Genomic DNA, 15068 nt, shown 5'->3' with positions numbered 1-15068 from the left:
GCACTGAAGCCAACCGGGGCCGGATCGCACCGGCCGAAGCAGAGCAGAAGCGGGAGGTGAGAGCACCGTGCCGCTGTCCCCGAGGGACCGGAACTCCCGGAAGCACTCCTGGCGCAGGTCGACCCCGTCCGCCACGTCGAAACCGCCCGCCGAGACACCGCCCGCACCGGCGGCGCCCGCGCCCGTACAGCTGGACAACACCAGCGTCGTCCAGGCCGCGCTGTACCGCGAGGGCCGCCGCGTCTCCACGCCCGACTCGCTCGCCGAAACCTTCCGGCAGCTGCGCGAGTACCCGGACGGCATGGCCTGGATCGGTCTGCACCGCCCGACGGAGGAGGAAATCCTCTCGCTGGCCGCCGAGTTCGATCTCCACCCGCTCGCGGTCGAGGACGCGCTGGAGGCGCACCAGCGGCCGAAGCTGGAGCGGTACGGCGACACGCTCTTCGTCGTCCTGCGCGCGGCGCGCTATCTGGACGCCCCGGAGGAGGTCGACTTCGGTGAGCTGCATGTCTTCGTCGGCAGGGACTTCCTGATCACGGTCAGGCACGGCGCCGCCCCCGACCTCTCCGCGGTACGCCGGCGCATGGAGGAGACCCCGGACCTGCTGGCACTGGGCCCCGAAGCGGCGCTGTACGCGATCCTCGACGCGGTCGTCGACGGGTACGCACCGGTGGTCGCCGGGGTGCAGATCGACATGGACGAGATCGAGACCGAGGTCTTCAGCGGCGACCCGGCGGTGTCCCGCCGCATCTACGAGCTCTCCCGCGAAATGGTCGAGTTCCAGCGCGCCACCCGCCCCCTGGTGGGCATGCTGCACGCGCTGATGGCGGGCTTCGCGAAGTACGGCACCCATGAGGAACTGCAGCGCTCGCTGCGCGACGTGGCCGACCACGTGACGCACACGAGCGAACGGGTGGACGGCTTCCGGCAGGCGCTCACCGAGATCCTCACGGTCAACGCGACCCTGGTGTCCCAGCAGCAGAACGCGGAGATGCGGGCACTCGCCGAGGCGGGTTTCGAACAGAACGAGGAAATCAAGAAGATCTCGTCGTGGGCGGCCATCCTCTTCGCACCCACGCTGGTGGGAACGATCTACGGCATGAACTTCGACAACATGCCGGAGCTGCACTGGTCGTTCGGCTACCCGTTCGCGATCGGCCTGATGGCGGTGGTGTGCGTGAGCCTGTACTTCATCTTCAAGAAGCGGGACTGGCTGTAGCGGCAAGCGCGGACCCATCGGTCAACGCCGCGTGTACGAGTGTTGTTGATACGAGTGTTGTTGAAGCGTTCCGCACTCCGTTGCGGGCTCGAACCCATGGGGTGGATTCGAGCCCGCTCCGTGCCGGCGTCCACGGACACCGTCAGCAGTTACCGGTCGGGGTGTTCGTGGTGGGTCAGCTGATGGTTGTGTAGCCGGTGAAGTCCTGCTTCATCTCGACCTTGGTCTTGTGGTCGGTGGCCGGGTCGCGGTAGCCGATGAGTGTGGCGGCGCCGCCTGAGACGCGGGTGTACCAGAGGTCGAAGAAGCCGCTGTGGTCGGCGTCGCCCGGTGAGGTGATGAGGGGGTTGGCGGCCGTGGTGAAGCTGGAACCGGCCTGAAGGCGCTGGGACTGGTCGGCCAGGCCGTCGCCGTCCTCGCCGGTGCCGCGGTAGATGTAGAGAGCGCCGGTGGTCCGGTCACGTGCGCCGAGGTCGACGTGGCCGTCGCCGTCGGTGTCGCCGGGTGCGAAGAGGTCCATGTTCGCCCAGTTGTCGTCGCCGATGAGGACGGGTTCGCGGTCCAGGTCGAGGCGGTTGTCGTCGGTTCCGTAGTACAGCCACAGCAGGTCACCCTGTTTGACGAGGAGGTCCGGGTGGCCGGGGGCGTCGGGTTCGCCGTCCCCGTCGGTGTCCAGCGGGCCGTCGACGTCGCCGATGGCGAGGATCTGATCGGCGCCCTGCCAGTGGTCGTTGGCCTCGTCGTAGAGGGTGAGTTCCTGCCGTACGCCTCCGGCCTCTTCCGTGCAGGCGGTGCAGGCGAAGCCGTATCCGTTGTTCGGGTGGATCCAGAGGCGGTCGGAGTTCGTGTCGGCGTCGTGGCGCAGGGCGATGAGGTCTTCGTAGCCGTCGTTGGTCCAGTCACCGCGGTGGGTGATCCGCACGTTCTTCCAGGTGGAGTTGGACGCGGTCGCGGTGCCGTCGCTGGCGGTGCCGTCTCCGGCTCCGTAGAAGCGGTGCAGGAGGCCGTCCTTGTCCACGGCCCACAGGTCGGGGTTGCCGTCACCGTTGATGTCGCCCGGCTGGTCGGGGCGTTCGGGGCCGAAGACGTAGAAGAGGTAGTCGGCGGGGTCGGAGACGTTGCCCGCCTGGTCGATGCTCTCGGCGTAGAAGTGGTGGCCGCCCGCGAGGGTCGGGGTCAGCTTGACGGTCACGCTCGCGCTGGTGGTGGCCGGAGTCAGGGTGCGTTTGGTCTTGTCGGTGTCGGTCCAGTACCGGTACTGGGCGACGTCCTTGACGCCACCGCTGCCGAGGGTGAACGTCCCCTCGGTGCGCACGTGGCCCGTGGTCGTGGGGACGCCGTCGGAGCCGTCGGGGAACTGCTTGGACGTCACGGTGGGCGGTGTGCTGGGACGGTCGGGATCGAAGACGAAGCGGCAACCGGCAGCGCCCTTGGTGGGGGTCCAGTCCGACGAGGCGGTCGCGTCGAGCGCCTGGGCCTTCCAGGAGAAGTTGCCGTTCGCCGTACCGACACCGGCGATGAGAGTGGCCTTCGGGACCTTGAGACGGGCGACCGTGCCCGAGGTCACCGAGACGGTCTGGTCGACGAGGATCTTGCCCTTGGGGTCGTCGTTGGGGTGGTGCCCGGTGGCCCAGAGGTTGAACCTGGCCTTGACCGTGCCGCCGTCCTTGTCGGTGACCTTGGCGTTCAGGTAGACGTCGGTGTTGCCGATCCGGCCGAAGGGGCTGACGTTGCAGGCCGTGTCGTTCTTGGTGGAGGGGCTGGTGTCCAGGCCGGTGGGAGCGCTGGGCGGGGTGTTGTACTGCGTCGACATGGCGGCGGACTTGGCGTCGAACTTCTTCCAGCCGTAGACGTCGGTCTCACTGCCGGCGGACAGCTCCAGGGTGATGGTGTTCCACTTGCTGGAGGCGGCGTCCTTGGCGCCCTTGGTCACGTCGAAGGCGAGGTTGCCCGCCGGGCAGCCCGAGCCCCAGCCCTTGGCGTCCGTGACGGCGTCCATCTTCTCCCGCCGGGTGGGACGGTTGTTCCAGGTGGTCGAGGCTCCGATCACCGCCGTGCGCCAGAGGTTCACGGGTTTTTTGGTGCACGACCAGGACCAGGTGTTCTTGATCCGGAAGGTGGACTTGACCACCTGCTTGTCCGTGCTCCACAGGTTCTTGGTGTTCATCCGGAAGTAGGAGCGCGCGAGCCCGTTGGTCTCGTTCTCGTACCCGGCCCGCGCCTCGGTCGTCTTGCTGCCGGAGCCGCCCCAGCCCGCCCCGTTGAAGAAGGAGCTGTTGGGGTACTTCTTGTACGCGATGGTCCACGAGTAGCGCGAGCCGTCGACATACGGGTCGATGAAGACCGGGTACCGGGTCCCCTCACCGGTCAACAGGTCCTGGTCCGGGGTCAGTTCCAGCGACTCGCCGTCGAGCTTGACGGGCATCGCCGACTGCCGTGCCCCGTGGGCGGGTTCGAACTCCGAGGCCGGCGGAGGCGGACCGGCCGGCTCGGCGGCGCTGCGGGCGGTGATGGCGGCGCCCGCGGAGGAACTGCTGTCCCACATGCGCGGGGTGGGGGCCGTGAAGAGGGTCTGCCCGGCCGGGTCGACCGCTGACAGGTTTCCGTGCTCGTCGGCATCGACCGAGACCCCGTCGCCCCGCACACGGTACGCGAGGGTGCGCAGCGCCGGGTCGGTGGCGGCCTCGGGGGTCTTGACGACGAGGAGTTGGGCGAAGCCCGAGGCGTCGGCACGCAGCTTGAGGTCGACTCCGGGCAGGACTTCCGGGTAGGTCGCGGTGTCGTCCTCGATGAGAGGTCGTGGCAGTGGGGCGGGCCACTTGAACGTCATGGCGCGCCCGTCGCGGCGGATGGTGGCCAGGGTGTCACCGCCTCCGCCGCCGAACTCCAGCCCGACGGTGGTCGCCCGGGGCCGGACGGAGCCGTCGGCTGCGCGGCTCAGACGGGTGTCGATGTCGACGAGCTTTCCGTCCTTGCGGGTCCATTGAGCGACGGCGTAGCGGTCCTCCGTGAAGGTCCCGTCCGGGTTCGCGAAGACCTGCGAGGTCTCCGTACGCCGTGACAGCACCTCGACCGGCTCGCCGCCGTCTGCCGCTTTCTGCGCCGCACGCGCTTCAGGCGTGGCGACGGCCGGGGCGGTGTCGTCCGCGGCAGCCGGCCCGGCGAGCACGGCCGGGCCGGTCAGCGCCGAGGCGAGAACAGCCGCTACGGCCACTCCAGTTGCCCATCTTCTGCGCCCATCAGTGCGCTTCATTACTGTTCCTATTCTTTGTCTTTACGAGCTGGAAGACCATACAACTCCCTTCCCTGGCTCGCTCCAGGCGACTCATCACCCCCCTTAAGTGAACTTTATCTTGCATGTCTGAATTGAACACTTTGATCGCTTCGCCGTGGAATCGCACGGGAAACGCACAGGCCACAGTGGTCGCAAGCGTGCCAAACTCGGTATTTTCGGGCCGGATTACTCGCCCTCCCGTGCCATTTACCGTACGTCGAACCGTCGTTCCGATAACGAATCCATGTCGACATAGACAGGCGCTTGTTGACCCAGTCTTTATGGTTGCTAAATTCCTTGCTCTCCATGTTGTGAAGATTGAGGAGCTGTTGTGCCTGAATGGCGAAGAGGGAGGCGAGGCGGTACACGCCTTGTCGGTGCGTCTCCGCGAGGAGTCGGACGTCGCGCCCGGTGGGTGGCCGGCACACTGGCCGGGTTGCTGGGAGCCGGGCTGATCGGTGGTCCGGTAGCCGCAGCGACCGGGCTGGACCTGATGGAGGGCACGAAGCCGAAACCTGTGCCGACGGCGCAGGCCAGGACACACCAGCTCGGGCTGAAGGACGAGACCCGGGGGCACGCCTGGAAGACCCCGAAGGTGTCGTGGCCGAAGGCCGGGGTGGCCACGGTCCGTCTGCCGGAGGCCGACCGCTCCCGCGCGAAGGCGGGCGGACTCCCGGTCGAGATGCGGCGTTCCCGCTCCACCGGCTCCGCCCCGACGAAGGCCACCGTCCAGGTACTGGACCGGGAGGCGACCGAGCACCTGGGGATCGACGGACTGCTCCTGGCCGTCCGACCCGAAGCCGGAGCCCCGGGCAAGGTCGACGTACGGGTGGACTACGCGGGTGTACGCGGCGCCTACGGGGGCGACTGGGCCTCGCGCCTGACACTGCGTCGTCTGCCCGCCTGCGCGCTCACCGGGGCGACCAAGGGCTGCGGCACCGGGGAGGACCTGCCCGGTGTCGTCAACGACACGGAGGCAGGCACTCTCACCGCCACCGTTCCACTGGACGGGGCCGCCACGACAGGCCAGGACCCGGTGACCGAGGCGCCGCGTTCCGCACGTTCGGCAACGGGGCTCTCGGCAACCAGCGGCACGGTACTGCTGGCCGCGACGGCCTCCGCCTCCGGCTCCGCGGGTGACTTCGGTGCCACCTCGCTGGCCCCCTCGTCCACCTGGTCGGCGGGCGGCTCCAACGGCGGCTTCTCCTGGAACTACGCCCTGGACACCCCGGACGTTCCCGGCGGCACGCAACCGGACCTGGCGCTGAGCTACAGCTCCCAGTCGGTCGACGGGCGTACGGCGGCCACGAACAACCAGGCGAACTGGATCGGCGACGGCTGGTCCATGGAGCCCGGCTACATCGAGCGCCGGTACATCTCCTGCGCCGACGACGTGAAGGACGGCAACGGCACCGCCAAGAGCGGTGACCTGTGCTGGAAGAGCGACAACGCGATCCTCAACCTCGGCGGCCAGTCCAACGTCCTGATCAAGGACGACAAGACCGGGGACTGGCACCTGGAGAGCGACGACGGCACGAAGGTCGACAAGCTCACCAGCGCGAACCGGGGCAACGGCGACAACGACGGCGAGTACTGGCGGGTGACGACCCCCGACGGCACGCGCTACTACTTCGGTTACAACCGTCTCCCCAACTGGGTCGAGGGCGATCCGGAGACCAACTCCACCTGGACGGTGCCGGTGTACGGCAACCAGAAGGGCGAGCCCTGCCAAGCGGACGCGTACAAGGACTCGTGGTGCAAGCAGGCGTGGCGCTGGAACCTCGACTACGTCGTGGACCCGCACTCCGACGCGATGGCCTACTACTGGAACAAGGAGTCCAACTCCTACGGCCGCGACGTCAATCCGGACACCGGCGCCTCCACCGCCACGCCCTACGACCGGGGCGGCTGGCTGGACCACATCGACTACGGGCTGCGCTCGAACGCGATGTACACCAAGAAGGCCGCGGCCAAGGTCACGTTCACGACGTCCGAGCGCTGCCTGAGCGACTGCGCGACCTTCGACAAGACCCATGCGAAGAACTGGCCGGACGTACCGTTCGACCAGTACTGCAAGGAGGGCGAGCAGTGCAAGGACCGCTACTCACCGTCCTTCTGGACCCGCAAGCGCCTCACGAAGATCGACACCTCGGTTCTCGTCGGCAGCGCCTACAAGCCTGTCGACTCCTGGGCGCTGGCCCAGCAGTTCCCCTCGACCGGCGACGGTTCCTCACCGGCCCTGTGGCTGGACTCGATCACCCGGACCGGGCACACCGGCACGGGCGACGTGAGCCTGCCCGCCGTCACGTTCCTGGGTCAGCAGCTCGCCAACCGCGTCGAGGGCGCGACGACCGGCGGACGGCCCGACCCGGTCCCGCCCCTCGTGCGCTACCGCGTGCACGCGGTGAACACCGAGTCCGGCTCCACGCTTGGCGTCACCTACTCGGCCCCGGACTGCAAGCCGGGCAGCATACCGAAGCCGGAGTCCAACACCCGGCGCTGCTACCCGGTGATGTGGTCCCCGCCGGACGCGCCCGCGGCCGAATACGAGCCGTACCTCGACTGGTTCCACTCCTACGTCGTCGACCAGATCCTGGAGAGCGACAACACGGGCGGCGCGCCCGTCAAGGAGACCGACTACGCCTACCTCGACGGTCTCGCGTGGGCCAAGGAGCAGGGTGACGAGTTCACCAAGGCCAAGTACCTCACCTACGGCGACCGCAAGGGCTACGGCCGTGTCCAGGTCCGCACCGGGGCCCCGGCCGAGGGCAAGCAGACCCTCAGCGAGTACCGCTACTTCCGGGGTATCGAAGGGGCCAAGGTCACCGACCACGAGGGCAAGGCGGTCACCGACCACCCCGCCTTCGCCGGGATGACCCGCGAGGAGGCCACCTACAACGGCGACGGCGGAACGCTGGAATCCACCCTCAGCCACACCCCCTGGCGCTCGGCCGCCACCGCGACCCACACGCGCACCGGGCTGCCCACGCAGTACGCATACGCCACCGGGGACGCCTCGGAGACCAACCGCACCTCCCTGGGCGGCGACAAGTGGCGTACCACGCGCACCGATCGCACCTTTGACGACAACGGGCAGATCCTGACCGAGTCCGCCCTCGGCGACACCGCCGGGAGCGGCGACGAGGAGTGCACCACCACCTCGTACGCGAAGAACGCGGACAAGAACATCCTGACTCTCGTCAAGGAGATCAGGACCACCGCCGTGGCCTGCGATGCGACCGCGTCCCTGCCCGCCGACCTCGTCTCCGTCGAACGCCACTACTACGACGACGCCACCGGCCTCGACACCGCTCCCGTCAAGGGCGACGTGACACGGCTGGACGAGCAGGACGACAAGGGCACCGGGTACCTCACCACCGCCACCCACACCTACGACCAGCACGGCCGTGAACTGACCGACACCGACGCGGACGCGAAGACCACCAGGACCGCCTACACCCCGGCCACCGTCGCCGCACCGACCTCCAGCACCGTGACCAACGCGCTCGGTCACGCCGCGACCACGACGTACGACCCGGCCCGGGGCCTCGCGACAGCTGTCGTGGATCCCAACGGCAAGCGCTCCGACGCCGAGTACGACGGCCTCGGCCGCACCGTGAGGGCATGGACACCGAGCTGGCCGAAGAGCGCGCACGCCGACCAGCCCGCCACCGCGTACACCTACACGGTCTCCAGAACGGCCGCCAACGCGGTCGCCACCAAATCCCTGCAGTACGACGGCTCGTACGCGAGCACCTACGAACTGCTCGACGGCATGCTGCGCCCGCGCGAGACCCAGGCCCCGGCGCTGGGTACGAAGGACCGCCTGGTCACCGAGACGCTCTACGACACCCGGGGCAACGCCTGGAAGACCTACGACTCCTACTACGCGGAGGGCGCCCCGTCGACGGTGCTCACCAGCGCACCGGACAACAAGATTCCGTCCATGACGGAGAACGTGTACGACGGGATGAGCCGTGTGACGGCCGCGGTCGCCCGCACCTACGGGGACGAGACCCGGCGCACCCGCACCGAGTACGCCGGTGACCGCACCACCGTCATCCCGCCGGCGGGCGGGACGGCGACCACGACGGTCACCGACGCACTGGGCCGCACCAGCGAACTCCTGGAGTACACCGACGCCGCACGCACCGCGTCGCAGAAGACGGCATACACCTACGGCAAGTACGGCGAGCCGGTGAAGGTCACCGACCCGTCCGGCAACACCTGGACCTGGACCTTCGACGCCCGTGGCCAGCAGGTCAGCACCGATGACCCCGACAAGGGCCCCACGACCACCACGTACGACAAGCTCGGCCGTGCGGCGACGGTCACCGACGCCCGCGGGACCACGCTGACCACCACCTACGACGAACTCGGGCGCGAGACGGCCGTCAAGAAGGGGAGCACCACCCTCACCGCCCACACCTACGACACCGTCGCCAAGGGGCAGCCCGCCACCAGCACCCGCTACGTGGACGGAGCGGAGTACACCAGCGCCGTCACCGCCTACAACGACGCCTACGAGCCCACCGCGAGCAGCGTCACGATCCCGTCCGGAGCCGGAAGCGTCGCCGGGACCTACGACTGGACCTTCGGCTACAACAAGTACACCGGCCAGCAGGAATGGCTGAAGCAGCCCGCTGTCGGCAACCTCCCCGGCGAACGTGTCACCACGGTCTACGGACCGGGCAACCTGCCGCTCAAGAGCACCGCGGGAGCGGTGATCCTCGTCGGGAACAGCGTCTACGACGTGTGGTCGCGCCCCACCCGCACCGAGTACGGCGCCCTCGGCAAGAAGGTCTACCGCAGCCGCGCCTACGACCTGCAGACCGGCCGACTCACCCGGCAGACCACGGACCGTGATCTGGCACCCCAGCGCATCGACGACTCCACCTGGAGCTACGACGACGACGGGAACATCACCGGGCTGACCACTGCCTCCGGGCAGGACGCCGCCCGCACCGTGGACACCCAGTGCTTCACCCAGGACGCCCTCGGCCGCCTGACCGAAGCCTGGACGGCGACCAAGGACTGTACGGCCAAGCCGTCCGCGGCCGGCGTCGGCGGACCCTCCGCCTACTGGCAGAGCTTCACCTACGACGCCCTGGGTAACCGCACCAAGCAGACCGACCACGGCACCGGGGTCCTCGCGGGCGCCGACAGCACGACCACCTACACCCAGCCCGCCGCGGGCAAGCCGCTCCCGCACGCGGTGCAGACCGCTGCCGTCAAGGGCGGCGCCGACGACGGCAAGAAGAGCACCTTCGGCTACGACAAGGCCGGCAACACCACCGACCGCACCCTCGCCGACAGACAGCAGAAGCTCGCCTGGGACGACGAGGGACACCTCAAGTCCCTCACCGAGAACGGCAAGAGCACCGACTACCTCTACGACGCCGACGGCGACCGGCTCCTGACCCACGAAGCCGACGGCAGTACGACCCTGAACCTGCCCGGGAACAACCAGCTCACCGTCACCGCGGCGGGCGTCAAGGACGCCACCCGCTACTACAGCCACGGCGACGAGACCGTGGCCGTACGCACCAGCAAGGGCTTCTCCTACCTCATCAACGACCACCAGGGCACGGCAACAGCTGCCATCGCAGCCGGCACCCTGGCCATCACCCGCCGCAAGCAACTCCCCTTCGGCCAGCTCCGCTCCGAGGAGAGCGAAACCCTCCCCGGTACCCGAGGCTTCGTGGGCGGCACCAACGACCCCACCGGCCTCACCCACCTCGGCGCACGCGAGTACGACCCCACCCTCGGCCGCTTCCTCTCCGTCGACCCCGTCATCGACACGGACGAACCAGCCCAGATGAACGCCTACTCCTACGCCCACAACAACCCCATCACCCAGTCCGACCCCACCGGCCTGCGTCCCCTCGGCCCCACCGACGGCGGCCAGTCGTCCGACGACCGCTGGGCAGCCGAACGCGGCATGAACGCCGGCTACACCTACAAGAACGGAAAATGGGTCTGGAACCAGACCCCGAAAAAGGACAAGGCGTCCCAGAAGAAGTACGCCGCGTACCGGGCCAACCCCGCCCACTACATGATCGACGACGGCAACGCCAAGGCCCAGCAGCGCAAGTACGCCGCTGAAAGCCGAAAGGCCGAGGCAGCACGGCAGAAGGCACAAGCCATCAAACGAGAGAACCAGAGAAAGGCTGCCCAGGCGGCACAGCGGAAGAAGGACGGCATCTTCGGAAGCATCATGAAGGGCAACTGGGGTGCCGCCTGGACGAACGCAAAAAATACAGGAGCAGCCCAATGGGTAGGCAATCACTGGGATGACATAAAGAACTACTCCGCAATCGTCGGCTTTGGAGTGTGCATCGTCGCAAGCGCCGGTACCTGCATCGCTGTGGGAGCCGGAATAGCCGCTGCTAAATTCCTCGGAGACGGTATCGGAACCGGAAACTGGGACGTTGCCGCGTTGTCGAAAGACCTCGCCTGGACAGCCGTTGGCGGCGGCAGCGCAGCCGTCTACGGCAGACTGGCCGGCGGCGCCAGAAGCTGGGGTGCCGCTTATCGAGGAAACGCGATCGCCCGCCTCCCACGTGCGTACCGTACGAAGGTGCCGGGCACCCGCGGCGTCGGCGGGGGCTCCAGGAGTTGGACATCAACTGATAGCCCAGGTGGGGCAATCGACTGGGGCACCACATACGGCAACATGAGCGTCAACGCGATTTCCAATACGGTATTCTGCGGCTCAGGTAATGCCAGCGCAGGCTCCTACGGCGGAGTTTGCTAATCAAAATCATGGTGCGGGTGGGTGAGATGAACATCACTCACCCACCCGCACCAGTTGCGCGACAGTCGCGCAACCACCAGAAAGGGAAGGCGACCGTGCCGAAAAAACGCGAGGATGAAATCCTATGGAGGCTGTCTTTCAAGATAATCTCCTGGGTCAGCACCACCGGATTCGGACTCGTATCGGTAGGATTGCTCATTGGCTTCGCTTCCCACCCCGAGGGCGGAATGGCGATCGGCGTAGCCGTTTCCCTCTTCGTCATCGCGCTTATCCGACGCATCATGAGGTCGCGCATTGCGCTGAGTTCCGTAACCGTGACGGTCATTAATCCACTGATGACGCACACCGTGCCCTACAACAGCATCATCGAAGTACGCGGAGGAAACGGGGGGACACTCAATCTGGTCACACGGGAAGGTAAAGAGATCTACTCTACCGCATTCGGCGGATCAGTGATTGACACTTTCGTAGGATCGGCAAATCGCGCCGCAGAACGCATCGAGTGGCACATGAAAAAACGACGGAAGGGAGCGGTACCACCTCCGTTTTCGACTAGGTTCACAATCTCTCCGGTCGCTGACGCATGCTTCTTCATCGCCTTGGTATTCGCAATCATTGGCGGAATTCTGGGATTCTAAGGGCTGGTGAAGTCTCACCCCGATTCTCACGGAGCGCATGAGACCGCCGACGAGTTCCCGAGCCAGGCAGCTGTAGCCCTCATGGACCTCGCCCTTGGCCTGCGGGTGCTGGCGGAACCGCCACGCGTCGCCCTCACCGCACACGGCGGTCCGGGGAGCGGGCGGACTCGCCGGACAGCCCGGATCCGCTCTACGCCGAGTTCGAGGAACCTCTTCGCACAGGTCCCGCCGGTCGCCGGACCGGCCCGGTGTCTCAATTCACGTACCGGAATGTGAACCGCGGTGCCCACGCGGCGAACGACCCTCTAGTCTGGCCCGTGCAGCTGGTTCGCCCTGTCCGCCAGGCAGGCGCGTCGCAAGAGGGAACCCGGTGGGAATCCGGGACTGCCCCGCAGCGGTGAGTGGGAACGACCGCCGTCATACGCACTGGGACCCGAGACGGGACCTGGGAAGCGACGGCCAGTAGGTGTCCGCCTCGGCGGACGCGCCCGCGAGTCCGAAGACCTGCCCGTTGCCCGTACGCGATCCCTCGCGTACGGATATCCCGGTGACCTCGTGGGCGGGTCGGCGTACACACCAGACGGACGGGCGCCTCAACGGCGCGACCGATCTGTCCGGTTCGCTACCCTTCGCGTCCGTGTCCCGTCTCCGGGATCTCAAGGAGTCATCTCGCGAAGGAGATTTCCGTGACAGCGAAGTCCGCAGCCGCGGCAGCACGGGCCACCGTGTACGGCTACCCCCGCCAGGGCCCGAACCGGGAACTGAAGAAGGCCATCGAGGGTTACTGGAAGGGCCGGGTCACCGCCGACGCCCTCCGGGAGACTGCGGCCGGTCTGCGCCGGTCCAACTGGCGTCAACTGGCGGATGCCGGTGTCCACGAGGTGCCCACAGGCGACTTCTCGTACTACGACCACGTCCTGGACACCAGCGTCATGGTCGGCGCCGTGCCCCGGAGGCACCGCGAGGCCGTCACCGCCGACGCACTCGACGGCTACTTCGCGATGGCCCGCGGCACCCAGGACGTGGCGCCGCTGGAGATGACCAAGTGGTTCGACACCAACTACCACTACCTCGTCCCCGAACTCGGCCCGGACACCGTCTTCACCACCGACTCCACCAAGCAGGTCACCGAGCTGACGGAAGCCCTCGCGCTCGGACACACCGCCCGGCCCGTGCTGGTCGGCCCCGTCACCTATCTCCTGCTCGCCAAACCCGCCCCCGGGGTGGCCGCCGATTTCGAGCCGCTCACCCTGCTGGACCGGCTGTTGCCGGTCTACGCCGAGGTACTCGCCGATCTGCGGGCCGCCGGCGCGCAGTGGGTACAGCTCGACGAGCCCGCACTGGTCCAGGACCGTTCCCCGGCCGAGCTGGGCGCCGCCGCCCACGCCTACCGCGAGCTCGGCGGCCTGAGCGACCGGCCCAAGTTGCTCGTCGCCTCCTACTTCGACCGGCTCGGCGAGGCGCTCCCCGTACTGGCGAAAGCCCCGGTGGACGGTCTGGCGCTGGACTTCACGGACGCTGCCGCCGCCAACCTCGAAGACCTCGCCGCCGTCGGCGGGCTGCCCGGCAAGCGGCTCGTCGCAGGGGTCGTCGACGGCCGCAATGTCTGGATCAACGACCACGAGAAGTCGCTGGCCACCCTCGCCACTCTTCTCGGCCTCGCCGACCGGGTCGACGTGGCTGCCTCCTGCTCCCTGCTGCACGTCCCGCTCGACACGGCGCCCGAGAGGGACATCGAACCGCAGATCCTTCGCTGGCTCGCCTTCGCCCGGCAGAAGACCGCCGAGATCGTCACCCTGACCAAGGGGCTGGCACAGGGCACCGGCGCCATCACCGCGGAACTCGCCGCCAACCGGGCCGCTCTCGCCTCCCGGGCGGCCTCCCCCCTCACCCACGACCCGGCCGTACGCGCCAGGGCCGCCGCCGTCACCGACGCCGACGGCCGCCGCTCCCAGCCGTACACCGCGCGGGCCGCCGCCCAACGGGCCCACCTCGGGCTGCCGTTGCTGCCGACGACCACCATCGGCTCGTTCCCGCAGACCGATGAACTGCGCACGGCCCGCGCCGACCTGCGTGCGGGCCGGATCGACACGGCCGGTTACGAGGAGCGGATCAGGGCCGAGATCGGTGAGGTCATCTCCTTCCAGGAGATGACCGGCATCGACGTCCTGGTGCACGGCGAGCCGGAACGCAACGACATGGTCCAGTACTTCGCCGAACAGCTCACCGGCTACCTCGCCACCCGGCACGGCTGGGTCCAGTCCTACGGCACCCGCTACGTCCGCCCACCGATCCTGGCCGGCGACATCTCCCGCCCCGAACCGATGACGGTGCGCTGGACCTCGTACGCCCAGTCGCTCACCGACCGCCCGGTCAAGGGCATGCTCACCGGGCCCGTCACCATGCTCGCCTGGTCCTTCGTCCGCGACGACCAGCCACTCGGCGACACCGCCCGGCAGGTCGCTCTCGCCCTGCGCGACGAGGTGAACGACCTGGAAGTGAGCGGCAGTTCGGTCATCCAGGTCGATGAGCCCGCGCTGCGCGAGACCCTGCCGCTGCGGACCGCCGACCGTGCCGCGTACCTGGACTGGGCCACCGAGTCGTTCCGGCTCACCACCAGCGGGGTGCGTCCGGACACCCAGATCCACACCCACATGTGCTACGCGGAGTTCGGCGACATCGTCCAGGCCATCGACGACCTCGACGCCGACGTCATCAGCCTGGAGGCCGCCCGTTCCCACATGCAGGTCGCCCGTGAACTCGCCGCCCACGGCTACCCGCGCGAGGCGGGCCCCGGTGTGTACGACATCCACTCCCCACGCGTGCCCGACGCCGACGAGGCTGCCGCGCTGCTCCGCAAGGGACTGCGGGCCATTCCCGCCGAACGGCTGTGGGTCAACCCCGACTGCGGCCTGAAGACCCGTGGTTGGCCCGAGACCAGGGCGTCTCTGGAGAACCTGGTCACCGCGGCCCGCACGGTCCGCAGCGAGCTGCCCTCGTCCTGACCGAGAGGCGTGAGGAGGGCCGGGGCGTTCACGAGCGCCCCGGCCCCGGCCTCACCGGAAGGCCACCGAGTACGCCGAGTACGCCGAGGCCCCGCCGTACGCCGAAGACACCGACGGCACCGACGGCGGCTGGGACTTCCGAGAAGTTCACACGACCGGGGGCCGGAAGCCGGGA

Annotated in this window: 5 protein-coding genes and 1 riboswitch; of the genes, 4 read left to right on the top strand and 1 reads right to left on the bottom strand. The window is 68.2% G+C overall.

What is annotated here, in order from left to right; all coding sequences use genetic code 11:
* Window positions 1-67 precede the first annotated feature (67 nt).
* Window positions 68-1219, top strand: coding sequence for a magnesium and cobalt transport protein CorA (locus OG709_RS29725; RefSeq protein WP_329168264.1), 1152 nt, complete (start codon window positions 68-70; stop codon window positions 1217-1219).
* 175 nt (window positions 1220-1394) lie between these two features.
* On the opposite strand, the gene OG709_RS29720 is transcribed toward OG709_RS29725, so the two are convergent.
* The gene (locus OG709_RS29720) at window positions 1395-4472 is read right to left on the bottom strand and encodes an FG-GAP-like repeat-containing protein (RefSeq protein ID WP_329168262.1); all 3078 of its coding nucleotides are present in this window, start codon (window positions 4470-4472) and stop codon (window positions 1395-1397) included.
* A 436-nt stretch (window positions 4473-4908) separates the two neighbouring features.
* On the opposite strand from OG709_RS29720, the gene OG709_RS29715 reads away from it, so the two are divergent.
* From OG709_RS29715 to metE, 3 genes are all read left to right on the top strand, one after another.
* Window positions 4909-11250: an RHS repeat-associated core domain-containing protein gene (locus OG709_RS29715; protein WP_329168261.1), complete on the top strand. Its 6342-nt coding sequence runs from the start codon at window positions 4909-4911 to the stop codon at window positions 11248-11250.
* A gap of 17 nt (window positions 11251-11267) precedes the next feature.
* A complete protein-coding gene (locus tag OG709_RS29710) occupies window positions 11268-11888 on the top strand; it encodes a hypothetical protein (protein ID WP_250305943.1) in 621 nt (206 codons plus the stop codon).
* A 307-nt stretch (window positions 11889-12195) separates the two neighbouring features.
* A riboswitch (cobalamin riboswitch) is annotated at window positions 12196-12414 on the top strand.
* A gap of 160 nt (window positions 12415-12574) precedes the next feature.
* Window positions 12575-14893, top strand: coding sequence for a 5-methyltetrahydropteroyltriglutamate--homocysteine S-methyltransferase (metE, locus tag OG709_RS29705; RefSeq protein WP_250305941.1), 2319 nt, complete (start codon window positions 12575-12577; stop codon window positions 14891-14893).
* Window positions 14894-15068 lie beyond the last annotated feature (175 nt).

It is taken from the genome of Streptomyces sp. NBC_01267 (genome assembly GCF_036241575.1).
GTDB lineage: Bacteria > Actinomycetota > Actinomycetes > Streptomycetales > Streptomycetaceae > Streptomyces.
The sequence above is the reverse complement of the archived record's forward strand: the minus strand, read 5'-3'. Positions and strand labels throughout refer to the sequence as shown.

Bases quoted from the DNA above. Each gene is read 5' to 3' on its own strand.
- OG709_RS29720 (WP_329168262.1), bottom strand. From the start codon at position 4,472: ATGAAGCGCACTGATGGGCGCAGAAGATGGGCAACTGGAGTGGCCGTA.